The 21985-nt window shown below is 68.3% G+C and carries 21 protein-coding genes; 7 read left to right on the top strand and 14 right to left on the bottom strand.

Features of this window, described 5'->3' with window-relative positions; translation table 11 throughout:
• The first annotated feature begins 36 nt into the window (after positions 1-36).
• Positions 37-858, top strand: a complete 822-nt coding sequence (locus AC5LXX_RS06825; protein WP_493410907.1) for a carbon-nitrogen hydrolase family protein — start codon at positions 37-39, stop codon at positions 856-858.
• 36 nt (positions 859-894) lie between these two features.
• Here AC5LXX_RS06825 and AC5LXX_RS06820 read toward each other — a convergent pair whose 3' ends face one another.
• From AC5LXX_RS06820 to AC5LXX_RS06810, 3 genes are read right to left on the bottom strand one after another with little or no spacing between them, the layout of a single operon-like run.
• The gene (locus AC5LXX_RS06820) at positions 895-1206 is read right to left on the bottom strand and encodes an AtuA-related protein (protein ID WP_493410906.1); all 312 of its coding nucleotides are present in this window, start codon (positions 1204-1206) and stop codon (positions 895-897) included.
• Positions 1206-2564, bottom strand: a complete 1359-nt coding sequence (locus AC5LXX_RS06815; protein ID WP_493410905.1) for an acyclic terpene utilization AtuA family protein — start codon at positions 2562-2564, stop codon at positions 1206-1208. The genes AC5LXX_RS06820 and AC5LXX_RS06815 overlap by 1 nt, the downstream gene beginning before the upstream one ends.
• A gap of 40 nt (positions 2565-2604) precedes the next feature.
• On the bottom strand, positions 2605-3903 hold the full coding sequence (locus AC5LXX_RS06810; RefSeq protein WP_493410904.1) for a CitMHS family transporter: 1299 nt from the start codon (positions 3901-3903) through the stop codon (positions 2605-2607).
• A gap of 97 nt (positions 3904-4000) precedes the next feature.
• Here AC5LXX_RS06810 and AC5LXX_RS06805 point away from each other — a divergent pair, with 97 nt between their 5' ends.
• The gene (locus AC5LXX_RS06805) at positions 4001-4897 is read left to right on the top strand and encodes a LysR family transcriptional regulator (RefSeq protein WP_493410903.1); all 897 of its coding nucleotides are present in this window, start codon (positions 4001-4003) and stop codon (positions 4895-4897) included.
• Positions 4898-4936: 39 nt separating this feature from the next.
• On the opposite strand, the gene AC5LXX_RS06800 is transcribed toward AC5LXX_RS06805, so the two are convergent.
• Both AC5LXX_RS06800 and AC5LXX_RS06795 read right to left on the bottom strand, forming a co-directional pair.
• Positions 4937-5521 (bottom strand): flavin reductase family protein, encoded by a 585-nt coding sequence (locus AC5LXX_RS06800; RefSeq protein ID WP_493410902.1) that lies wholly within the window; start codon positions 5519-5521, stop codon positions 4937-4939.
• 132 nt (positions 5522-5653) lie between these two features.
• Positions 5654-6079 (bottom strand): VOC family protein, encoded by a 426-nt coding sequence (locus AC5LXX_RS06795; RefSeq protein WP_043182401.1) that lies wholly within the window; start codon positions 6077-6079, stop codon positions 5654-5656.
• Between the two features lie 112 nt (positions 6080-6191).
• Here AC5LXX_RS06795 and AC5LXX_RS06790 point away from each other — a divergent pair, with 112 nt between their 5' ends.
• Complete coding sequence (locus AC5LXX_RS06790) at positions 6192-7082, top strand: LysR family transcriptional regulator (RefSeq protein ID WP_493410901.1); 891 nt, start codon at positions 6192-6194, stop codon at positions 7080-7082.
• 15 nt (positions 7083-7097) lie between these two features.
• Here the strand turns inward: AC5LXX_RS06790 and AC5LXX_RS06785 are convergent, their stop codons facing one another.
• Genes AC5LXX_RS06785 through AC5LXX_RS06770 form a run of 4 tightly spaced genes read right to left on the bottom strand, consistent with a single transcriptional unit; the run spans position 7098 to position 12024 of the window.
• Positions 7098-7856, bottom strand: coding sequence for a hypothetical protein (locus AC5LXX_RS06785; RefSeq protein ID WP_493410900.1), 759 nt, complete (start codon positions 7854-7856; stop codon positions 7098-7100).
• A 56-nt stretch (positions 7857-7912) separates the two neighbouring features.
• Positions 7913-10471 carry a TonB-dependent siderophore receptor gene (locus AC5LXX_RS06780; RefSeq protein ID WP_493410899.1) on the bottom strand — a complete coding sequence of 853 codons (2559 nt, stop codon included), beginning with the start codon at positions 10469-10471 and terminating at the stop codon, positions 7913-7915.
• 54 nt (positions 10472-10525) lie between these two features.
• On the bottom strand, positions 10526-11512 hold the full coding sequence (locus tag AC5LXX_RS06775) for a FecR domain-containing protein (protein ID WP_493410898.1): 987 nt from the start codon (positions 11510-11512) through the stop codon (positions 10526-10528).
• A 2-nt stretch (positions 11513-11514) separates the two neighbouring features.
• Entirely contained in the window at positions 11515-12024 is a 510-nt protein-coding gene (locus AC5LXX_RS06770) for a sigma-70 family RNA polymerase sigma factor (protein WP_493410897.1), read from the bottom strand.
• A gap of 497 nt (positions 12025-12521) precedes the next feature.
• Between AC5LXX_RS06770 and AC5LXX_RS06765 the strand changes: the two genes are divergently transcribed.
• Both AC5LXX_RS06765 and AC5LXX_RS06760 read left to right on the top strand, forming a co-directional pair.
• On the top strand, positions 12522-13682 hold the full coding sequence (locus tag AC5LXX_RS06765) for a porin (RefSeq protein WP_493410896.1): 1161 nt from the start codon (positions 12522-12524) through the stop codon (positions 13680-13682).
• A 398-nt stretch (positions 13683-14080) separates the two neighbouring features.
• Entirely contained in the window at positions 14081-15292 is a 1212-nt protein-coding gene (locus AC5LXX_RS06760) for a transglycosylase SLT domain-containing protein (protein WP_493410895.1), read from the top strand.
• Positions 15293-15434: 142 nt separating this feature from the next.
• Here AC5LXX_RS06760 and AC5LXX_RS06755 read toward each other — a convergent pair whose 3' ends face one another.
• Together AC5LXX_RS06755 and AC5LXX_RS06750 are read right to left on the bottom strand one after the other, a co-directional pair.
• A complete protein-coding gene (locus AC5LXX_RS06755; protein WP_493402828.1) occupies positions 15435-15755 on the bottom strand; it encodes a hypothetical protein in 321 nt (106 codons plus the stop codon).
• A 274-nt stretch (positions 15756-16029) separates the two neighbouring features.
• Positions 16030-16776, bottom strand: coding sequence for a MipA/OmpV family protein (locus AC5LXX_RS06750; protein ID WP_493410894.1), 747 nt, complete (start codon positions 16774-16776; stop codon positions 16030-16032).
• Between the two features lie 246 nt (positions 16777-17022).
• Here AC5LXX_RS06750 and AC5LXX_RS06745 point away from each other — a divergent pair, with 246 nt between their 5' ends.
• Positions 17023-17748, top strand: a complete 726-nt coding sequence (locus tag AC5LXX_RS06745; protein WP_124453857.1) for a response regulator — start codon at positions 17023-17025, stop codon at positions 17746-17748.
• The gene (locus AC5LXX_RS06740) at positions 17749-19125 is read left to right on the top strand and encodes an ATP-binding protein (protein WP_493410893.1); all 1377 of its coding nucleotides are present in this window, start codon (positions 17749-17751) and stop codon (positions 19123-19125) included.
• Positions 19126-19184: 59 nt separating this feature from the next.
• Here the strand turns inward: AC5LXX_RS06740 and AC5LXX_RS06735 are convergent, their stop codons facing one another.
• The 3 genes from AC5LXX_RS06735 to AC5LXX_RS06725 are packed head-to-tail and all read right to left on the bottom strand — an operon-like array spanning position 19185 to position 21975.
• The gene (locus AC5LXX_RS06735; protein WP_493410892.1) at positions 19185-20225 is read right to left on the bottom strand and encodes a FecCD family ABC transporter permease; all 1041 of its coding nucleotides are present in this window, start codon (positions 20223-20225) and stop codon (positions 19185-19187) included.
• On the bottom strand, positions 20222-21211 hold the full coding sequence (locus AC5LXX_RS06730) for an ABC transporter substrate-binding protein (protein WP_493410891.1): 990 nt from the start codon (positions 21209-21211) through the stop codon (positions 20222-20224). Before AC5LXX_RS06730 ends, AC5LXX_RS06735 begins: the two co-directional genes overlap by 4 nt.
• Positions 21208-21975, bottom strand: a complete 768-nt coding sequence (locus AC5LXX_RS06725) for an ABC transporter ATP-binding protein (RefSeq protein WP_493411095.1) — start codon at positions 21973-21975, stop codon at positions 21208-21210. Before AC5LXX_RS06725 ends, AC5LXX_RS06730 begins: the two co-directional genes overlap by 4 nt.
• Positions 21976-21985: the final 10 nt, after the last annotated feature.

Raw genomic sequence — 21985 nt, 5'->3', positions numbered from 1 at the left:
CGCCTGTCGCGACGGGCCATTGCCCCGAAACCGCCCATGAAACTGAAGCTCGACATCGTGCAGCTCGCCGGCCGCGACGGCGACACACGCTACAACCTGCAGCGCACGCTCGACGCAATCGCGACCTGCGCGCCCGGCACCAACATCGTGATGTTTCCGGAAGCGCAGCTCACCGGCTTCCTCGAACCGTCGAATCTCGCGGCAGTCGCCGAGCCGCTCGACGGGCCGAGCGTCGGCGCGGTAATCGCGGCCGCACGCGAGCGTGACGTCGCGGTCGTGGTCGGGTTGATCGAGAACGATGGCGGCCGCTTCTACAACACGACCGTGTTCGTCACGCCGGACGGTATCGCGCTGCGCTACCGCAAGACGCATCTGTGGGTGAGCGAGCATGGCGTCGTGCTGCCCGGCGACCGCTACGCGACGGTCGAATGGCGCGGCGTGCGGATCGGCCTGCTGATCTGCTACGACAGCGAGTTTCCGGAAACCGGCCGCGCGCTCGCCGCGCTCGGCGCGCAGCTGATCCTCGTGACCGACGGCAACATGGAGCCGTACCGCAACGTTCACCGCACGTCGGTGTCGGCGCGCGCGATGGAGAACCAGGTATTCGCGGCGGTCGCCAACCGCGTCGGCGACAGCGCGCACGACGTCGTGTTCGCCGGCGGCAGCCTGGCGGTCGACCCATACGGCAACCTGATCTTCGAAGCCGGCAGCACCGAATCGCGTCACGCGATCGAACTCGAATTCGACCAGCTCGCCGCGTCGCGCGCGGTCTACGACTATCGGCGAGATCAGCGCCTGCACATCGCCGGCGAGCGCATCGAGCATGCGGACGGTCGGCGCGAGCTGCTGATTCCGTGACGCGCCCGCGACCAAAGCCCGCGGCGGCACCACGTGTCACGCCGGGTCGGGCACCTCGATCGCCAGCAGCGCCGAGCTGACCGACTTGCCGTGCGCGTCGAGCGCGAGCGAGCGCGTCACGCCGCCGCCGAGCGCATCGCGCAGCACGAAATTGAACGCACCGAGCGACGGCAATTCGTAGCGCACGACGCCGCCGTGCACGATGCCCGCGAGCCATGCCTTGACCGTTTCCACATCCAAATGCATGCGCAGATGGTCGTAATGACGCGGGTCGACGCAGATGACCGATACGTTCAGCGTATTGCCCTTGTCACCGGTGCGCGCATGCGCGAGTTCACGCAGTTGCATCATGCCTCCACGAACGAGAACGACGGCGTCACGGTCGCCCGCGGCAACAGCACCGACTGCACGGCGATCACCTCCCGCGTCGACTTGAACGCGCCGCCGCCGCCGGCCGGCCCGTTCGTATAGAGCGTCTCCACTTCATTGCCGATCCGCGCGGCTTCGGCAGCGCTCGCCGCGCGGCCGGCCACGCGCACGCGCACCTCGGCCGGCTCGCCGCGCACGGCCGGTGTCGCGGCGCCGTACAGCGAATCGACGCCGATCAGGTCGAAACGCCACTCGGTCGCCGCGACGCCGGTCAGCACCAGCCGCTCGCGAACGACGTCGAGCGCGAGGCGCGCGCGTTCGAGCGCGCCCGGTCCGCCGTACGAGATCTGGCCTTCGCCGATGTACCCGTCGACATACGCGACCGACACCTTCAGCGTATCGGGTCGCGCGGTGCCGCGCCCGCCCGTCACGCGTACGCGGTCGATGGCCTCCTCGACGACGGCCACACGCGTGAAATCGGCAACGACGTCGGGCTGCAGATAGCGCGCCGGATCGTGAATCTCGTAGAGCAGCTGTTCCTTGCAGGTCGCCGCGCTCACGCGGCCGCCCGCGTGCGGCACCTTCGTGATCACGACCGAGCCGTCGGCCGCGACTTCGCCGATCGGGAAGCCGAGCCGCGCCAGGTTCGGCACGTCCTTGTAGCCGGGATCCGCGAAATAGCCGCCCGTCACCTGCCCTGCGCATTCGAGCAGATGGCCGACGACGGTCGCAGCCCCTAGCGTGTCCCAGTCGTCCATCCGCCAGCCGAATGCGTGGATCAGCGGCGCGGCGAACAGCGACGGATCGGCGACGCGCCCGGTCAGCACGACGTCCGCGCCGGCCGCGAGCGCGTCGACGATCGGCGTGGCGCCGAGGTACGCATTCGCGGACACGATGCGATCCCGATACGCGGCGACGTCGTCGCCCGATTCCTCGAAACGGAACGCGCCGCGCAGCACGACGTCGAGCACGTCGTCGCCTTCGACCGCCGCGACCTTCAGTCCCGCGATGCCGAGCGACTGCGCGATCTGCGCAGTACGCCGGGCAGCCGCGCGCGGGTTCGCGGCGCCCATGTTCGACACGATGCGCACGCGTTTCGCCGCCGCGACCGGCAGCACGGCGTGCATGCGTGCGTCGAGCAGCGGGTCGTAGCCGAGCGCCGGATCCTGGCGACGTGCCTGCTGCGCGATCGCGATCGTGCGCTCGGCCAGGCATTCGAACACGAGATAGTCGAGCTGCCCGTGTTCGGCCAGTTCGACCGCGGGCTCGATCCGGTCGCCCGAGTAGCCGGCGCCCGCGCCGATGCGCACGCGCGGTTCAGGTTGATTTGCTGTCATGTCCGTACCGTCGTCCGGCGGATCACGCCGCCGGAAATGTTCAAAAGACGCCCAGCACGACGCACGCGATCGTCATCACGATCGAGGCGCCGAACAGCAGCGGGAACGTGAATTTCTGGTGCTCGGCCAGCTCGATCCCGCACAGGCCGACGACGAGGAACGTCGCGGGCGTCAGCGGGCTGACCGGGAACCCCGTCGTCATCTGGCCGAGCAGCGCGGCCTGCCCGACCTGTACGGCCGGCACGCCGAGCTGGCCGGCCACTTCCGCGATCACGGGCAGCACGCCGAAGTAGAACGAATCGGGGTCGAACAGCATGCTGAGCGGCATCGAGGCGATACCGAGCACGACCGGAATGTGGCCGGCCATCGACGGCGGTACGAAGCCGACCGCCGCTTGCGCCATCGCCTTCAGCATCCCGCTGCCCTGCATGACCCCCGTGAACACGCCGGCCGCGAGCAGGATGCCGGCCATCATCAGCGCGGCGCGCGCATGCGCGTCGATGCGCTTTCTCTGCATGTCGACGTCCGGGTAATTCACCATCAACGCGATGCACAGCCCCACCATGAACATGATCGCGGGCGGGATCTTCTCGCCCATCACGACCATCGTGCCGAGCACGACGAGCGTCAGCACGAGGTTGAACCAGAACAGGTGCGGGCGGCGCAGCGCCTGCTCGTCGGCCGTCAGTTCGCGCTTCGGCAGCGGGATCGACGCATCGTCGCGCGACAGGCCGAGGCGCTTCTCCTCGCGCCGCCCGAGCCAGTACGCCATGCCGAACACGAACACGAGCCCGATCGCCTGCACCGGGATCAGCGGATTGAACAGCGCCGACACCGGCAGGTGCAGCGACGCCGACGCGCGGATCATCGGCCCGGTCCACGGCAGGAAATTGATGCCAGCGGCCATCGACACGGCGGCGGCCAGCACGCGCCGGTCCATCTTCAGCCGGTCGTACAGCGGCAGCACGGCCGGAATCGTCACGAGAAAGCAAACGGCGCCCGAGCCGTCGAGGTGGATCAGCAACGCCAGCAGCGTCGTGCCCATCACGATGCGCGTCGGCCGCGTGCCGACCGCGCGCAAGATCCGGTCGATGATCGGGTCGAGCGTGCCGGCGTCGGTGATCGTCCCGAAATACAGGATCGCGAACACGAACATCCCGACGACGGGCGCTAGGCCCTTCAGCCCGTCGATGACGAACTTGCTGGTGTGCAGCCCGAAGCCGCCGATCAGCGACGCGGCGATCGGCACGAGGATCAGCGCGACGAGCGGCGACATCCGCTTCGACAGAATCGCGGCCAGCAGCACGACGATCGTGCCAAGCCCGAGTAACGGCAGCATCCGTGTCTCCTACCTTGTCTTTTGTTGGAGACGAGCGTAAGGTCGGCGCAGCGATAGCACAATTGAAATGATTTGATTGCAGCAATCACGAACCGTTATGGATCTGAATCTTCGCGACATTCGCGCCTTCGTCACCGTCGCGCACGCCGGCAACTTCACGCGCGCGGCGGCACGCCTGCACCTGTCGCAGCCGGCGCTGACCGTGCAGATCCGCCGGCTCGAGGAGATCGTCGGCGCGCGCCTGTTCGACCGCAACAGCCGCAGCGTCGCGCTCACGCAGACCGGGCGCGAGCTGCTGCCGCTCCTGCAGCGCTCGCTCGACGACATGGAGCGCGTGCTGCGCGATGCACGTGCACTCGGCGAAGGCACGAGCGGCACCGTGCGGCTCGCGTGCCTGCCGACCTTCGCGTCCAGCGTGCTGCCGGAGTTGATCCAGTCGTTCCGGCGCGACGTGCCGCGCGCGGGCTTCGAGATCCGCGACGGCGTCGCGAGCCTCGTCACCGCACTCGTGCGCAACGAGGAAGCCGATCTCGGGCTGACCGGCGGCGACACGTTCGACGCGTCGCTGGAGGTGCTGTACGCGGGCGCCGACCGGCTCGTCGCCGTATGCCCGCAGGATCATCCGCTCGCGCGCAAGCGCCGCGTCACCACCGCCGACGTCGCCGGCGTGCCGCTCGTGCTCACCGCGCAAGGCACCAGCGTGCGCAGCGTCGTCGACGCCGCGCTGGAAGCGGCCGGCTGCACGCCCGACATCGCGTGCGAGCCGACCTACATGATGACCGCCGTCGCGATGGTACGCGGCGGCCTCGGCGTGACGATCCTGCCCGCGACCGCACGCGAGGTGCGCGCCGAGCCCGAGCTGGTCGCGAAGCCGATCGACGATCCCGCGTTCGTGCGGCCGATCGCGCTCGTCGCAAAACGCGGGCGCACGCTGCCGCGCGTCGCGCAGGCGTTCGCCGAGGCGATGCTGGCCGAATTGAAAAGGCGCGCGTGAACCGCGCGCCCTGATGAGAATTGGCCGGTCGCCCGACGCTTACTGCGCGTCCGGATCGACGTGCAGCGATTCGCCGATCGCATAGAAATTGCCGCCCGCGATGTAGTGCAGGCTGCGCAGCGCGGGGTCGGCCGATTCGAAATACCAGTGGCCGTCACGGAATACGCGCGTGTCGGACCATGCACCAACCACTTCACCGATGAACAGGTCGTAGGTCTGCTGGTTGTGCGGCTCGGGAATCAGCTTGCAAGCGAGCCAGCCCGAGCAGCCGGCGACGAACGGCAGGTCGTGGCCCTCGACGTCGAACAGCGCGACGCCCGCTTCGCGCAGCTTGTCGGGCCGTTCCGCGAGACTGTGGCTGCCGACCGCATGCGTGAGCTGCAGCTGCGCGGTCGTCGGCACCTGGATCACGAACGTGCCGCTGCGCTCGACGAGTTCGCGCGTCTTCGCGGACTTGTCGAGCACGACCGTCAGCTTCGGCGGCAGGAAATCCAGTGCGCACGCCCACGCGGCCGCCATCACGTTGTCGACGCCGTCGTGGCGGGCCGACACCAGCACGGTCGGGCCGTGATTGAGGAGACGGTACGCTTTCTTCAGCTCCACAGGAGCAATGTGACTGTCCATACGGGTTCCTTGGAGAACGGCACGCACGGACGGATGCCGTGCGGCGCGGCGCCGGCCGGCGCAGCTGCGCGCGCCCGGCCCGGAGGCCGCATTCTCGCACCCAATTTCAAGCGGCGCTGGCGCTGCCGCCGGTCACTTCGCGAACAGCTGGCCGATATCGCGGAACGCCTTGAATTCGAGTGCATTGCCGCACGGGTCGAACAGGAACATCGTCGCCTGTTCGCCGACCTGCCCCTGGAACCGCACGTACGGCTCGATGACGAAGGTCACGCCGAACGAACGCAGCCGCTCGGCCAGCGCTTCCCAGCTCGGCCAGTCGAGCACGATCCCGAAATGCGGCACCGGCACGTCATGACCGTCCACGGCATTCGTGTGCGCGCCTTCCTGCGACGCGGTCTTCGGATGTTCGTGGATCACGAGCTGGTGCCCGTAGAAGTCGAAGTCGACCCACTGCGCGCTCGAGCGCCCTTCCGCCAGCCCGAACACGCGGCCGTAGAAATCGCGCGCGGCCGGCAGGTCGTAGACCGGAATCGCCAGGTGAAACGGGGAAAGACTCATGGTTGCCTCGTGAAGAAACGCTCGCGTGGCGCGAGGACGGCACCATGGTAGACAAGGTCGAGCAAAAATTAAATCAATATATACTTTCGCGATTCACAAACGGAATTAATGAATGATCCGCGAGCTGAAAACCCTCGTCGCCGTCGCCCGGGAAGGCACGTTCGCCGCCGCCGGCAACCGTATCGGGCTCACGCAGGCCGCCGTCAGCGCGCAAATTCAGCGTCTCGAAGCCGAGCTCGGCTTCGCGCTGTTCGACCGGCAAGGGCGAGCGGCGCGGCTCAACGACATGGGTCATCACGTGCTCGACCAGGCGCAGGCGCTGATCGGCCTGTACGAGAACCTGAGCTCGACGGCGCCCGGCTCGCCGGCCGCCGTGCGCGTGACGATCGGCGCGATCGCGTCGGTGCAGGGCGCGCTGCTGCCGGCCGCGCTGGCCGAGTTCCATCGCCGGCATCCCGCGTGCCGGACGCGCGTGATCCCCGGGCTGTCGATCGAGCTGGTGAACCGGGTCGATTCGGGCGAGATCGACATGGCCGCGATCATCCGCCCGCCGTTTTCGCTGCAGAGCGACCTGCACTGGACGACGCTCGCGCAGGAGCCGTTCCGGCTGATCGTGCCGCGCGGCGTGAAGGGCAAGGACTGGGCCGAACTGCTCGCGAGCGAACCGTTCGTCCGCTACGACCGCGCGTCGTTCGGCGGCCGCCAGGTCGATCGCTTCCTGCGCAAGATGCACATCGCGGTGCGCGACACCTGCGAACTCGACGAGCTCGATGCGATCGTCAAGCTGGTCGAAAACGGCGTCGGCATCGCGATCGTGCCGCAGACGGCCGTGTATCGCCGCTGGCCGGCCGGCGTGCGCGCGATCGACCTCGGACCGCACACGTTCCACCGCGACATCGGGCTCGTGCATCGCGCACGGCACACGATGCCGGAACCGGCACAACAGCTCGCGCAGCTGATCGAAACAGCGGCGCGGATCGGCGTGCCGTCGCGTCCCGCCTGAGCGGCGCGTGAGCGCTCAACGCCGCCCGGCTGCCCAGTCGACGGCCGCGTCGAACAGCGCAACGCCGGCCGGCGACAGGTTCGTGAACGTGTCGTTGTCGAGGAAGAACATCACGCGGCGTGCCGGTGCGAGCGCCTCGTAGTCCATCGTCGCGCCCTTCTCGTACGCGAAGACAGCGGCCTTGTCGGGCTGTCCGTACACGGTCGCGATCGTGATCGCGCCGAGCCCCGGCTTGCCCCAGCTCATCGGCGCCTGCTTGCCGTACACGTTGGTTGCGCCGGCCGGCAAGCCGGCCGCGATCGGATGCGGCGCGTTGACGAGCCACAGGTAGCGCTCCTTGCCCGTTTCGCCGAAATCGACGTCGTGCCGCTTGCCCGTTATCGCGAGATCGTCGAGCAGATCGTTTTCCCATGTGACGAGCGGCTTGTCGAGCGTGCGCCAGCCGGGTCGCACGTTCTTCGACGACACCGTCGACGAGATCACGACCAGGTCGGCGTCGCGCGCCGCATCGGGCGTGGCCGACTCGTCGATCAGGCGCACCGCGTAGCCGCGTTCGCCGAGGTGCTGGCCGATACGTTCGTCGACCTTCAGGTTCGGGCCGCGCAACTGCACGAGCATCGCGACGCGCGTGACGGCCGGCGGTGCATCGGCGGCGAACGCAGGCGTCGATACGCCGGCGCCAACGCCGACGCCCGCGGACAGTGCGAGCACCGAGCCCGCGATCGCGCGCAATGCGCGGCGCCGCGCGGCACCGGTCTTCATCTTCAGGTTCATCCGGGTCTTCTCCAAAAACCACGCGCCGGCGCACCGGCTGCGCGGCGATTGCGTGGTCAGAACTGCAGCGTGGTCAGCAACGATACCTGTCGCGCATCGCCGATCGCGACGAAGTAGCGATTCGCGCTCGACGGGTAGTACGTGCGGTTGAACAGGTTCTTCACGTTGAGCTGGAACGACAGCTGCTGCTTGCCGATCCGCGTGTCGTAGGTCGCGAACGCGTCGGCGAGCACGTACGACGGCAGCGTGAAGCTGTTCGCCGAATCGCCGGGCCGCGCGCCGACATAGCGCGCAGCCGCGCCGATGCGCAGGTCGTCGCCGCCGATCACCGTGCCGAAGTCGTAGACGGCCGCGAGCGACGCCGTGTGGCGCGCAACGTTCCACAGCTGGTTGCCTGCATACAGCGGATCCTCGGTCGTCTTCGCGTCGATGTACGCGTAGCTCGCGATCACGTTCACGTGTTCGCCGATCTTGCCCGACACGTCGAGCTCGACACCGCGCGAGCGCGCCTTGCCCGACGTGCGCCAGTCGGTCAGCTTCGTCGCGTCGTTGTACTGCGACACGAGCACGTTCTTCTTGTCGATGTTGAACAGCGCGAGCGTGCCCGTCAGCCCGCCCGGCAGGTCGAGCTTGCCGCCCACTTCCCACGCGATCGCTTCCTCGGGCGGCGTCGCGCCATCAATGATGTAGCCCGTCATCGGCGCGATCGACGACGACGGCTTCAGCGACTGCGAATAGCTGCCGTACAGCGAGAACGCATCGGTCCACTTGTAGACGACGCCCGCGCGCGGCAGCCACTTCGAGCCGCTCAGGTCGGTGTTCGCCTTGAACGGCCGGCCGCGCCCCGCGACCTGGTTGTACGTGATGTAGCGAAGGCCGCCCGACACGATCCACTTGTCGGTCAGGTGAATGGTGTCCTGGAAGAACGCGGACGCATCGTGCAGCGTGTCGGTCTGGTCGCTGTCGCTCGCGGATACCGTGCTCGACGGCGGCAGCAGCCCGTACACCGGATCGACGTAGTTGAACGGCGTCTTCACGGCCTGGCGCAGCATGTCCTTGCGATAGATGCGGCGGTATTCGGTATCGAAACCCACCTGCACGTCGTGGCGCATTCCCGCGAGCGTCAGCTTGCCGTTCACGTAGCCAACCGCGTAGCTGTCGGTGCTGAGCGAACCGTGCGTCGCATCGTTGCTGCGCGTCATCGTGCCCTTCACAGGATCGACGCCGGTCGTGCGCAGCTGGTTCGCGTCGTAGGTCTCGCGGTTGTAGCTGTAGCCGAAATGCGCGCTCCAGTCCGCATTGAACTGGTGATCGACGGTCAGTTGCGCGAGATGCGATTCGCCGTCCATGTTGTTGAACGGCTCGTCGATCCGCCTCCGCGCGGGAATGTCGAGCGGCGCATTGGTGCGCGGATCGAGCGCGGTGCCGCGATCGAACGGCGAGTGGAACTTGCGGTACTGGTAGGACACCGCGACTTGCGTATCGCGCCCGTACCACGCGAGCGACGGCGCGACGAAGGTCTGCCGGTTCTCGCCGAAATTGCGCCAGTACTGCTCGTTCGACTGGTCGACGATCAGCCGGTACGCGAGCCGCGAATCGCCGATCGGCCCCGTCGAATCGAACGTCGCGCTGCCGCCGTTCTTGCCGTGCCCGAACGTCGATGCGCCGAGCGAAATCGCGTTGTAGCGCACGAGCTGCGGCTGCTTGGTGACGACGTTGATCATGCCGCCCGGGTCCATCAGCCCGTACAGCAGCGAGGTCGGCCCCTTCAGCACCTCGACGCTGTCGACCGCCGCGTTGAACGCACGGCCCTGCACGAGCGGCATACCGTTCTGCATGATCGAGCCGTCGCGGTTGCCGCCGAAGCCGCGCTTCATGATCGTGTCCTGCGTACCCGCGAGCGTGTTGCCCTGCGTGATGCCGCTCACGTTGCCGAGCGCGTCGTCGAGATTGCGCGGACGCTGGTCGCGCAACACTTGCGCGGGCACGATGTTGACGGCCTGCGCGGTGTCGAGCAACGGAATCTCCGAGCGCAGCACGCCGGCTTCCTTCGGCGCGCGATAGCTTTCGGCACGCAATGCGCTGGAGCGCACGTTGATCGCCGGCAGCTCGGCGGCCGGTGCGATGCCGGCCGCCACGGACCGCGCGACCGAGCCGTCCGCGCGCATCAGCGTGTAGCCGCCGCCCGGCTGGCGCAGCGCGACGAGCCCCGTGCCGGCCAGCAGGCGATCGAATGCGCCGTCGACGTCGAACCGGCCGCGCACGCCGCCGCTCGTCAGGCCCGTCGTCATGTCGGCCGGAAACGCGAGCAGGATGCCCGCCTCGCGCCCGAACCGGTTCAGCGCCGCCTCGAGCGGGCCGGCTGGAATGTCGAACGCGCGGCGCGACGCACGCTGCGCGGCGGGTGCCGCATCGGCATCGGTGTCGGCCAGCGCGGGCAGCGGCAGCAGCGCCGACAACAGGACGGCGCCGGCCAGGCGGCAGGCAAGACGGCCCGTCGCGGCCGCGCGCGGCAGATGACGGGCGGGCGCCGGACGGCGCCGATACGTGAGACGGATGGAAACCATGATCGGAGAGTCGGTGGACGATGGGCCAGTGCTGCTTTCAATACCCATGTCACGCGAACATCGAGAAACAGCTCAGGTCGGCGAAGATTTTTTTCGGTGGGCTCACGAACGGGCCGGCACGACCGTCGCCCAGTAGCGCGTCAGGTAGTGGACATCGATCGGCAGCGTCGCCTTCAACGTGTCGAGCACGCGTGCCGGATCGTCGAGCGGATAGGTGCCCGACACACGCAGGTCGGCCACGGCCGCATCGCAGCGCAGGCTGCCGCGCCGATAACGGTCGAGCTCGGCGACGAGGTCGGCCAGCCGCATGCGCGACGCGACGAGCATGCCGCCCGTCCACGCGGACGCATTCGGATCGAGCGGCGCGGGCACGCCGATCGCATCGCGCGTGAAGTCCGCGCCCTCTCCCGCCGCGATCACGCGCGTGCCGGCCGTCGCGTCGACCGGCTGCACGCGCACCGCGCCGGCGAACACTTCGACGCGCGTCGCGCCGTCGCGTTGCCGCACCGCGAAGCGCGTGCCGAGCGGCTGCAACTCGCCTTGCGCGGTCGCGACGACGAGCGGCCGCGCGGGGACGCGATCGTCATGTCCGCTCGTCACCATGATCGTGCCGCGCAGCAGGCGCAGGCGGCGCGCCGCGTCGTCGAAATGCACGTCGAGCGCCGTGTCGGTATCGAGCACGACGACCGTACGATCCGCGAGCGTCACCGTGCGCTGCTCGCCCACTGCCGTGCGCAGGTCGGCCGGCCAGATCGCCGCGCGCCGCGCGGGCTCGGCCATCCATGCGGCACCGCCCGCGAACAGCAGCACGGCCAGCGCCTTGACGGCCGCGCGACGGCGGCCCGCCCGCGGCGGCAGCAGCGCCGCGTGCGCGGCCTGCGGGTCGAGCCCGGCCGCGAGCCGGCCGAAGCGGCCCTGCATCGTTTCGATATGACGCCATGCTGCATCGTGCGACGGATCCTCCGCACGCCAGCGCGCGAGCGCGGCGGCGAACGCGTCGTCGGTGCGGCCCGACTGCCGGTCGACCCACCATTCGACTGCGCGGCGTGCAACGTGCGGTGGCACCGACGGTGCGTGTGGAGCGGCCATCGTCAGGCCGCCATCGCGAAGAAGCACTGCGTGCCGGCCTTCACGAGATAACGCTTCACCGTCGCGAGCGACACGCCGAGTTCACGCGCGATCTCGGCCTGCGTGAGCCCGTCGAGCTGCGCGAGCAGGAACGCACGCTTCGCCGCGAGCGGCAGGCCGTCGAGCAGTCGATCGATTTCGAGCAGCGTCTCGAGCACGACGGCCCGCTCTTCCGGCGACGGCGCATACGCTTCGGGGCGCTGTGCCAGCACATCGAGATACGCCCGCTCGATCTGCTCGCGCCGCCAGTGATTGCTCAGCACGCGCTGCGCGACCGTCGTCAGGAACGCGCGCGGCTCGTCGGCGCCGATCGGCTCGTCGCGTGCAAGCAGGCGCATGAAGGTGTCGTGCGCGAGATCGGCCGCGCGGTGCGCGCAGCCGAGCTTCCGGCTCAGCCAGCCGCGCAGCCACGCGTGGTGGCCGGCATAGAGGGCGTCGATTTCTCGATGGAGGGACAGCTTGTCAGCGGACATGGCCGGGTTCCGGGTGCGCAGGCGTCAACGATTCTGTAAATGAGAATGATTATTATATACAAAAGTAAGCCTGCGCCCCCGGTTTCGATGCGCGCCGGTGCGCGCAGCCGCGATCAGGTCGCGGCGTGATGGTGGCGCCGCGATGCCGGCGCCGGCCGCGGACGATACGTCCCTAACACACCCGTCACATCGCGGCCAATTTCAATTCATTCAATAATTATTTGATGGATCAATGACAATATTCGGACCGTCGCCATTCCCCCATCGATTGCGCGCGATTGTCACGGGATATGCAAGACGCAATGAACAAATCGCGAAATGACAACCCATTGATACGCGACCATCAATAATTCAAATCCCTCAATAGTTCATTTCGGAGGACGCCTCTGTCTGCGTCAGACCACAAAAGAGAATTTCATTTTTGCCGTTTTATTCCGGCTCTGTAGTCTCCTGCCATTCCGGATCACGAACACGAGCGCAATGCGCAAGGAGATGAAATGAAACGCACGACCCTCTCGCTGATTTCGATCGCGTCATTCGCGGCGATTCCGGTCGCACATGCGCAATCGAGCGTCACGCTGTACGGCGTGATCGACACGTCGATCACCTACGTGAACCATGCGCAGGGCAAGGACAATGCGTGGATGCTCGGCAACAGCAGCGCGGGCAACCTGGCCGGCAGCCGCTGGGGCGTGAAAGGCACCGAGGATCTCGGCGGCGGGCTGAAGGCGCTGTTCCAGCTCGAGGACGGCTTCGACCCGAGCAACGGCCGGCTGGGCCAGGGCGGCCGCATGTTCGGCCGTCAGGCGTTCGTCGGCCTGACGAGCGAGCGCTACGGCACGCTCACGTTCGGCCGCCAGTACGATCCGCTCGTCGATCTCGTGCAGGGCATCACCGCCGACAACTACCTGGGCAGCGTGTTCGCGACGCCGGGCGACGTCGACAACTACGACAACAGCTTCCGTGTCGACAACGCGGTGAAGTACACGTCGGCCGTCTATTCGGGCCTGCAGTTCTCGACGATGTACTCGTTCGGCGGCATTGCCGGCAGCACGGGCGCCGCGCAGTCGTACTCGGCCGCCGTGTCGTACAACAACGGGCCGTTCAGCGTCGCGGGCGGCTACTTCCATGCGACCAACAGTCCCGCATCGAACGGCCTGCGCACCGGCTGGACCAGCTCGTCGGACGGCACGTTCGACGGCCCGATCAACAATGGCTATGCGAGCGCCCACTCGATCGGCATCGCGCGCGTCGCGGGCCAGTACGTCGCCGGCCCGTTCACGTTCGGCCTCGGCTACAGCAACGCGCAGTACCGCCGCGACGCGAGTTCGGCGTTCGGCTCGAACGAGCACTACAACACGGGGCAAGGCTTCGTGAACTACCAGGCGACGAATGGGCTGCTGGTCGGTGTCGGCTACAGCTATACGCGCTCGGGCGGCGACACGTCGGCCACCTATCACCAGGTCTCGGCAGGCGCCGACTACAACCTGTCGAAGCGCACCGACGTCTACCTGACCGCGGCGTACCAGCATGCGAGCGGCCAGACCGGCGACGGCAAGGGCGGCTCGATGGCCGCGCAGGCGTCGATCGGTTCGTACGGTTATGCGGGGACGAGTTCGCAGACGATGGTCAACCTCGGGCTGCGTCACCGCTTCTGATGTAAAACGGCCGGCTTCGCGCGGCGCAGGCCGGTCGCATCCGCATTGCGCACGCGGCGGCTTCGGCCGCCGTCGTTCTTTGCCGCTTTTATTCGAGCCGGGCAAGGATTGCCCGGTGAAATCCCGTTCACGGCATTCAATCCCGTGCTTACGGCACGGCTGACGCAATGCGTCAGGTTCCGATCACCGTCATCGTCCTGATATTCATCGAAAATCCAGCCATTTTTACCGATCAGGCGTCGTCAGGCCGCGTGATCCGACGCGATAAAAATGCGTGGCGAACGCGTGCACAAATGCAAAGGAAAGTTTGACGCGAGCCATTTGCCTCCCCGCTATGGCACACTTCGCGTCTGCGTAATTTCCTTGCACCGGGCGGCCGGATTCCGCCCCAACCTGCCATGCCGCGTCATACCACCCGTTCGATCAGCCGCGAAACGCTGAAAATCGCCTCGACGATCGCGATGTCGTGCGCGCTGCACGGCGTCGCGCGGGCCGATTGCCTCGACGACGCGGCCGCGTTCCAGCACGTGAGCGTCAGCCTGATGCGCGGCATCGCGCAGGTCGAATCGGGGATGAATCCGCGCGCCGTCAACACGAATACGAACGGCACGGTCGACATCGGGCTCATGCAGATCAACAGCACGTGGCTGCCGACGCTCGCGCGCGAGGGCATCACGCGGGAAAGCCTGTTCGATGCGTGCACGAACGCGTATGTCGGTGCGTGGATCCTGTCGCAGAACATCCGCCAGCTCGGCCCGAACTGGAACGCGATCGGCGCATATAACTCCGCCTCGCCAGACAAGCGCCTCGCGTATGCGCGCAAGGTCTATGATGCAATCCGGACCATGCCGGATTCGCCCGATACTCCCATGCCTATCCTGCCCCCCTCTTTTACGCCGCCGCAACAGGCCGAGGCGTACAACCCGTTCGCGAGCCTGAGCGTGTCCGCGCCGCCGGTCACGCGTCCGCGCACGATATCGTCGGCTCCGCCGCCTCCGCCGCAGGGCGGCCCCGCCGGCCCGGCCGGCTCGTACAACTTCGGCTGGACGGTCACGGGTGCGGACCAGGCGAAGCCGACCCAGGTATTCGACGACGGCGCGCGAGTCTACGTGCAGTTCAGCGACATGAAGCACGTGCCGGCGATCTTCACCGAGACGTCGAGCGGGCGCGTGCTGATGTCGTGGGAGCTGCAGTTTCCGTATGCCGTCCTGACGCGTCCCGCGCAAACGTTGATCTTTCAGCTCGGGCCGTTCGAGGCGCGTGCGCAGCGGGGTGCGGCGGCCGCGGGCATGACCGCGCAGGGCGGCACGACAGGTACGGCATCGACCTCGGCATCGAAGAAGTCGGCCAGTACGGCCGCGAATGCGGCGAAGAACACGGCACCTGATACGGCAGCGAAACGCACGGCGTCGGCCGATGCGCTGTGGTACCTGAATACGCCGTCGACGTCGGGAACGGCGGCGGCCTCGCCTTCGACCGCGAACGTTCCCGCCACACTGCCGACAGCCATCACGTCGAACACGCCGCCGCCCGCGCCGGCTCAAGCACCGGCTGCGGCCGCTCAGCCGTCGCGCGCCAGCGCGGACGCGCTGTGGTACATCTCGAAGTAACGCGCGTCCGATCGCACGCGCGGCGCGGCGCTCACTGGTCCGCGGTCGGCCGCAGTTCGGGCGCGTTCATGTCGCCCACCCATTGCAGTTCGGCCGTGCCGTTCTTCCTGAAGTACACGCGCAGATAACGCGGCGCCGACCGTCACCCGCGCCGCACCCAGATCACTTTCCCGTCGCGAATACCGAGGTCGCGGCGCTCCTGCCGATAATCCATCGTGCCCGGCAACGACTTGCCGTCGCGCTCGAGCACGCGCCACAGGCAACCGTCGAGCAGCGCGGCCGCATCGGCCTCGGTCTTGCCGATCAGCGCGTCGTCCGGTGTGGCGTCGGCCTTGCACACCTGCGCGGGGATCGGAGCCGCGCCGCCGGCGGTGGCGTTGGGGTGCTTCGTGTTCATGTCGGCACATCCTGACAAAGTTGCACCAGCAACGAGTGCAACGAGCATCGCGATCGTGTTCTTCATCGTTTTCTCCGTGTCGCGGCCCGGCGGTCCATGTGCGGCATTCATGCACGACCGGGCATCGCATGCGTGATCGGTACCGCACGCGGCCGGCCGTTTCCTGATGGAGCCAGCCAGCGATTGGCGGCCTTTCGCGACCCGGCCGAGCCGCCTCGGTGCCTCTGAGTCGCAGGCCCGGCATGACGCCGAACCCGCCAGCATGTTACCGCACGCTGACAGGCGTGCCGGCTTGTGCATCAAGGATGCGCGCCCGGTCGCGCATGTCGCGGCACCCCGCTCAGAACTTGTACGTCACGCCCGCAATCCCGTAATAGTTGCTGCGCGACTGGACGATCGGGCTGTCGCCGGAGCGGCCGAGCAGCCGCGTCACGCCGCCCGTCGCAAGTACCGACCAGTGCTGCGACAGCGTCCAGTTCCATGCGACCGCCATCGACGCGCTGTCGATCCCGCCGCTCACCGAATACGGCCGGAACCGGCTCGTCATCGACTGCGCGTCGGTCACGCCGTAGAACGTCTGCGTATAGCGCCCCGATCCCGCGTGCACGGTGCCCGTCACGATGATCTCGTGCTGCGACGTCTTGAACACCGGCACCGCGAGATCCATGTGCCCCGACACGCCGCGCGACGTGTGCGTCACCGGCGTATCGATCGTGACGCTCAGTTCCGCCGCATTGAAAAGCGTCACGCCCGCGCGCACGCCGACGAGCACCGAGCCCGGAATCCGGCCCATGCCCTTCAGGTAGTCGGAGCCCGGCAGGTCGAAGCGGTTCTCGTCCGCGCGGCCAGCGTCGTAGTTCACGGCCGCCGACACGAACACGCCATGCGGCAGGTCCAGCCGGTAGCCGGCGCCCTGCGTGCTGTCGACGAAGAAGCCGTTGCCGAACGTCGCGGAGAACGACGGCGCAACGACGCCGCGATACTGTTTGCTGCCCTGGTAGCGCGGTGCGACTCCACCGCCGAACGACAACGAATACTGGTTTTCCGCGTGGGCGGCGGCGGCAAGGGTCAGGCCGGCGAGCGGCATGCAATAGCGAGAGCGGCGGAGTAATGGGCGCACAATATTGAGATAAGAGTGACGGAGCCAGCAGTCTAGGTGCCGCCTTGCGCCGAGACTGTCCTGAATCTGCGGAGAATCTGTGCTCAATTGTGTTTGATTGTTCGAGATTGTCGTCCTGCTCCCCAGCCCTTCGGTACGCCGGATAGAATTCGCGTGCCGCGCCGCCCCATCAGCCTGCCAGGTGCGAGATGGCGCGTGCATCCAGAGGAGACCATGAACGAAAACCCGCTCAAATACCGTGTGCTGCTGATCGAGGACGACGACCGTCTCGCGCAGCTCGTCCGCGAATATCTCGACGGCTACGAATTCGCGGTGACGGTCGTGCGGCGCGGCGACCTCGCCGTCGCGGCCGTGCGCGAGCACCAGCCGGCCCTCGTGATCCTCGACCTGATGCTGCCGAACCTCGACGGGATGGAAGTCTGCCGGCGCATCCGCGCGTTCACCAACGTCCCCGTGCTGATCCTGACCGCGCGCGCGGATGTCTACGACCAGGTTGCCGGCCTCGAGACCGGCGCCGACGACTACGTGACGAAGCCGATCGAGCCGCGCGTGCTCGTCGCGCGCGCCCGTGCGCTGTTGCGCCGCGCGCAGCCGGCTGCCGCCGAAGCGCCCGTCGCCGCGCCGGAGGCACTCGTGTTCGGCGAACTGACGATCTCGCCGCCGAACCGCACCGTCACGTGGCGCGGCGAGCCGGTCGACCTGAAGACGGCCGAATTCAACCTGCTGCTGATCCTCGCGCGCGCGGCCGGCACCGTGCTGAGCCGCGACGACATCCTGAAGCAGTTGCGCGGGATCGAATTCGACGGACTCGACCGCTCGGTCGACTCGGGCATCTCGAAGCTGCGCCGCCGGTTCGAGGATGCATCATCGGAGCCGCACAAGATCAAGACGATCTGGGGTCGCGGCTATCTGTTCAGCCCTTCCGCGTGGGACGAATAAATGCTGCGCCCGTTGCTCAGGCTGTACCTCATCGTGATCGTATGCGTCGCCGCGTCGATCATGTTCATCCAGCTGGCGTTCGACCGGATCTTCTATGAACGCGTCGCGCAGGCGCAGCGCGACTCGCTGACGACCTATTCGTTCGTGCTGAACGACTACCTCGAGCGCCATCCGGGCGCGCAGCGCGAGCTCGCGCTGCGCGAACTCGCACTGCACGGCAACGAAGGATTCGGCTTCATGTCGATGGCCGACGCGCGCGCACAACTCAGCGGCGCGCCGCTGCGCGATCTCGATGCCGGCAGGATCGCGATCAGCTACAACGGCAAGGATTACTACATGCCGCTCGCGGACGGCTCCGTGCTGCATGCGCGCCCGATCGAGCCGCCGGACCTCGACATCCGGATCTATGCGTACCTGTTGCTCGCGCTCGCGGCGCTGTTTGCGGTAGCGCTGTGGATTCACTATCACTGGCGCGACATTCGCAGGCTGCAGGATGCCGCGCGCGCATTCGGCGCCGGCACGCTGTCGACGCGCATGAAGCTGTCGGGCAAGTCGAACATCTACGAGCTGTCGAAGCAGTTCAACGACATGGCGGAGCGCATCGAGGCGTCGATCAAGCAGCAGCGCGAAATGATGCACGGCATCTCGCATGAACTGAAGACGCCGCTCGCCCGGCTCGAGTTCGGGCTCGCGCTGCTCGCCGAGCCCGACGAAACGGGACGGATGCGCGAACGCCGCGACGCGCTGCGGCGCGACGTGCGCGAACTCGACGAACTCGTCACCGAGCTGCTGACGATCGGCCGGCTCGAACAAGGTGCGAGCGAACTCGCGCCGATGGAAATCGTCGTCGATGCGCTGATCGACAGCGTCGCCGGCAACGTCGCGAACGATGTCGCCGATCGCGGGATCACACTCGACGTGTCGGCGCTCGGTGCGCCCGCGACCCACGTGTGCGATCCGAAGCTCGTCGCCCGCGCGCTGCTGAACCTGATCCGCAACGGCGCACGCTATGCGTCGCACAAGGTCCTGCTGGCCGCCGCCAGCGACGCGACCGGCGCGCTCGTGCTCAGCGTCGACGACGACGGCCCCGGCATTCCGGCCGCCGAACGCGCGCGCGTGTTCGAACCGTTCCAGCGGCTCGACTCCAGCCGCGACCGGCAGACCGGCGGCTTCGGGCTCGGGCTCGCGATCGTGCGGCGCGTCGCGCAGGTGCACGGCGGCGACGTGCGGCTCGAGGATTCGCCGCTCGGCGGCGCACGCTTCGTCATCACGCTGCCCGCGCTGACACTGCCGGACAGTCTCTTCGACGTCACGGGCACCGACTCACGTGCCACCACGCCCGCCGAAGGCAAGCGCGCGGCCACGCCGTTGCGATGACAGGCGCGGCAGGCAGCCTCCCCGTCCCCGCCTGACCGGACGTGACGGGAATGCACCGCTCAGCGGCGGCGCAGCAGCGCGACGAAGAACAGGCTGCCGAACAGCGCGGTGACGATGCCGATCGGCAAATCCTCCGGCGCCGCGAGCGTGCGGGCCGCGACATCGGCCCATACGAGCAGGATCGCGCCCGTCAGCGCGGCAACCGGCAGCAGCCGGCCATGCTCGGCGCCGACGACGCGCCGGCACAGATGCGGCGTCACGAGCCCGACGAAGCCGATCGCACCGCTCACCGCGACCATCGCGCCCGTCGCGAACGATGCGACGACGAACACCTCGCGCCGCATCCGCGCGCTCGGCACGCCGAGCGACGCCGCGGCGACATCGCCCGACATCAGCGCATTCAGTTCGCGCCGTCGCGCGTACAGTGCGCCGCCGGCGAGCACCGCACACACGGCCGGCACCGGCAGCAAGTCCCAGCGTGCGAGCCCGACGCCGCCGAGCATCCAGAACAGCACCGATGACGCGGCACGCTGGTCGCCGAGATACAGCAGCAGGTTGCCGAACGCGGCCATCATGAACGACACCGACACGCCCGCGAGCAGCAGCCGGTCCGATTCGAGCCGGCCGCCGCGGTGAGCGAGCGCGACGACGCACGCGGTTGCCGCGAGCGCACCCGCGAACGCGGCGGCCGACAGCGTGAACGGGCCGAACGCCGCGCCGACCATCACCGTGACCGCGACGGCGCCGAGCATCGCGCCCGCGCTCACGCCGAGCAGGTGCGGATCGGCCAGGCGATTCGCAGTGGCCGCCTGCAACGCGACGCCGACCGCCGCCAGCGTCGCGCCGACGATCGCGGCCAGCAGCGCGCGCGGCATCCGGATCAGCCACACGATGCTGTCGTCGCCCGCGCCCGCCGCGAACGCGCCGGCCCCGCCGAACGCCGACGCGATGTGCGCGGCGACGATCCGCACCGCGGCCGGCATCGCGATCGGCGCCGGACCGAACGCGGCCGATACGACGATCGACACGATCAGCAGCACTGCCAGCGCCGGCAGCACGACGCGCATGCCGGGTCGCGACGCCCGTCCGCGCACGCTCATCGCGCCGGCCCGGTGAACGCGGCCGGATGCAGCGCACGCGCGAGCGTCTCGACGGCCGCGACGTTCTCGGGCCCCGGCGTCGCCGCATCGTACGGAATCACGACGAAGCGCCGGTCGCGGATCGCGGCCATGCGCGCGAGCGCCGGCTGGCTCAGCAGGAACTGCTGCTTCTGCGCGGCCGTCACCGCCGAATAGTCGACGATCACGATCGCCTGCGGATCGCGCGCGACCACGCTCTCCCAGCTCACCTGCGTCCAGCTGCGCGGCAGGTCGTCCATCACGTTGCGCGCGCCGGCCGCCGCCAGCAACGCGGTCGGCATCGCAAGGCCGCCCGCGGTCATCGGCTTGTCGGTGCCGCTGTCGTAGACGAACACCCGCAGCGGCGCCGGCTGCCCGATCGCGCGCGACACCGCCGCGAGCCGCGCACGCATCGCGGCGACGACCTGCGCGGCGCGCGCATCGATGCCGAAGATCCGGCCGAGATTGTTCAGGTCGCGGAACACGTCGTCGAACGACGCGGCCGACTGCTTCATCACGTGCGAGCACGATTCGGTCAGCTCATAGGTACGAATGCCGAACGGCGCGAGCGTCGCGGGCGTCACGGGGCCGCCGACATGCATGCCGTAGTTCCAGCCCGCGAGATAGAAGTCGGCGCGCGCGGCGGCCAGCACCTCGAGCGACGGATACTGGCTCGCCAGTTCGGGGACCCCGCGCAATGCGTCGCGTACGCGCGCGGTGCCCGTCTTCCAGCCGCCGATGCCCGTATAGCCGACGAGCCGGTCCTTCAGGCCGAGCACGAGCATCATCTCGGTCAGGTTGACGTCGTTGCTGACCGCGCGCGTCGGCGCGCGCTCGAACGTCACGTCGCGGTCGCAACTGCGCACGGTGACGGGATAGGCGCCGGCGTGAGCGGCGGCGCAGCCGAGCACGGCGGCGGCAAGCAGCCGGCGTGCGACAAAGGACACTGGAAACGGCATGGCGATCATTCCGGATGGAGCGGCGTGATGCGCGGCCGGCCCGAGACGGGATGCCGGTCGACGAGCACGGCAACGCCGAACACGTCGCGCAGCAGCGCTTCGGTCAGCACGTCGCCGGGCGCGCCTGACGCGACGACCCGGCCGTGCGCGAGCACGTGGAGCCGATCGCAGTATGCGGCCGCGAGATTGAGGTCGTGAATCGTCGCGAGCGTCGCGATGCGGAGGCGGCGCACGCGTGCAAGCAGTTCGAGCTGGTGACGCAGGTCGAGATGGTTGGTCGGTTCGTCGAGCAGCAGCAGTTCGGGCTGCTGAGCAAGCGCGCGGGCCAGCAGCGCACGCTGCTTCTCGCCGCCCGACAGCGACGCGAAGCGTTGCGCGCGGCGCTCGACGAGGCCGACGTCGTGCAGCGCGGCGTCGACGATCCGGCGATCGTCGGCCGACTCCGCATCGAACGGCCGCTTGTGCGGCGTGCGGCCCATGCCGACCAGCTCGTCGACCGTCAGCCCGAAATCGTCCGGCGTCTCCTGCTGCAGCACCGCGATGCGCTGCGCGACCGCGCGCGGCCGCATGCGCCATACGTCCTGCGCATCGAGCGCAACACTGCCCGCGTCGGGCCGCGCGTAGCGGAATATGCAGCGCAGCAGGCTCGTCTTGCCGCTGCCGTTCGGGCCGACCAGCCCGACGAACTCGCCTTCGGCAACCGTCAGCGTCACCGAATCGAGCACGTCGATCGCGCCGCCGGGAGACCAGCTCACGCGTTCGATGTCGAGCATGTGGGTGACG

The organism is Burkholderia torrens, assembly GCF_984668525.1.
The sequence above is the reverse complement of the archived record's forward strand: the minus strand, read 5'-3'. Positions and strand labels throughout refer to the sequence as shown.

Excerpts from the sequence above, each read along its gene's own strand:
- AC5LXX_RS06825 (WP_493410907.1), top strand. The coding sequence starts at position 37 with ATGAAACTGAAGCTCGACATCGTGCAGCTCGCCGGCCGCGACGGCGAC.
- AC5LXX_RS06820 (WP_493410906.1), bottom strand. The coding sequence starts at position 1,206 with ATGCAACTGCGTGAACTCGCGCATGCGCGCACCGGTGACAAGGGCAAT.
- AC5LXX_RS06815 (WP_493410905.1), bottom strand. The coding sequence starts at position 2,564 with ATGACAGCAAATCAACCTGAACCGCGCGTGCGCATCGGCGCGGGCGCC.
- AC5LXX_RS06810 (WP_493410904.1), bottom strand. The coding sequence starts at position 3,903 with ATGCTGCCGTTACTCGGGCTTGGCACGATCGTCGTGCTGCTGGCCGCG.
- AC5LXX_RS06805 (WP_493410903.1), top strand. The coding sequence starts at position 4,001 with ATGGATCTGAATCTTCGCGACATTCGCGCCTTCGTCACCGTCGCGCAC.
- AC5LXX_RS06800 (WP_493410902.1), bottom strand. The coding sequence starts at position 5,521 with ATGGACAGTCACATTGCTCCTGTGGAGCTGAAGAAAGCGTACCGTCTC.
- AC5LXX_RS06795 (WP_043182401.1), bottom strand. The coding sequence starts at position 6,079 with ATGAGTCTTTCCCCGTTTCACCTGGCGATTCCGGTCTACGACCTGCCG.
- AC5LXX_RS06790 (WP_493410901.1), top strand. The coding sequence starts at position 6,192 with ATGATCCGCGAGCTGAAAACCCTCGTCGCCGTCGCCCGGGAAGGCACG.
- AC5LXX_RS06785 (WP_493410900.1), bottom strand. The coding sequence starts at position 7,856 with ATGAACCTGAAGATGAAGACCGGTGCCGCGCGGCGCCGCGCATTGCGC.
- AC5LXX_RS06780 (WP_493410899.1), bottom strand. The coding sequence starts at position 10,471 with ATGGGTATTGAAAGCAGCACTGGCCCATCGTCCACCGACTCTCCGATC.
- AC5LXX_RS06775 (WP_493410898.1), bottom strand. The coding sequence starts at position 11,512 with ATGGCCGCTCCACACGCACCGTCGGTGCCACCGCACGTTGCACGCCGC.
- AC5LXX_RS06770 (WP_493410897.1), bottom strand. The coding sequence starts at position 12,024 with ATGTCCGCTGACAAGCTGTCCCTCCATCGAGAAATCGACGCCCTCTAT.
- AC5LXX_RS06765 (WP_493410896.1), top strand. The coding sequence starts at position 12,522 with ATGAAACGCACGACCCTCTCGCTGATTTCGATCGCGTCATTCGCGGCG.
- AC5LXX_RS06760 (WP_493410895.1), top strand. The coding sequence starts at position 14,081 with ATGCCGCGTCATACCACCCGTTCGATCAGCCGCGAAACGCTGAAAATC.
- AC5LXX_RS06755 (WP_493402828.1), bottom strand. The coding sequence starts at position 15,755 with ATGAAGAACACGATCGCGATGCTCGTTGCACTCGTTGCTGGTGCAACT.
- AC5LXX_RS06750 (WP_493410894.1), bottom strand. The coding sequence starts at position 16,776 with ATGCCGCTCGCCGGCCTGACCCTTGCCGCCGCCGCCCACGCGGAAAAC.
- AC5LXX_RS06745 (WP_124453857.1), top strand. The coding sequence starts at position 17,023 with ATGAACGAAAACCCGCTCAAATACCGTGTGCTGCTGATCGAGGACGAC.
- AC5LXX_RS06740 (WP_493410893.1), top strand. The coding sequence starts at position 17,749 with ATGCTGCGCCCGTTGCTCAGGCTGTACCTCATCGTGATCGTATGCGTC.
- AC5LXX_RS06735 (WP_493410892.1), bottom strand. The coding sequence starts at position 20,225 with ATGAGCGTGCGCGGACGGGCGTCGCGACCCGGCATGCGCGTCGTGCTG.
- AC5LXX_RS06730 (WP_493410891.1), bottom strand. The coding sequence starts at position 21,211 with ATGATCGCCATGCCGTTTCCAGTGTCCTTTGTCGCACGCCGGCTGCTT.
- AC5LXX_RS06725 (WP_493411095.1), bottom strand. The coding sequence starts at position 21,975 with ATGCTCGACATCGAACGCGTGAGCTGGTCTCCCGGCGGCGCGATCGAC.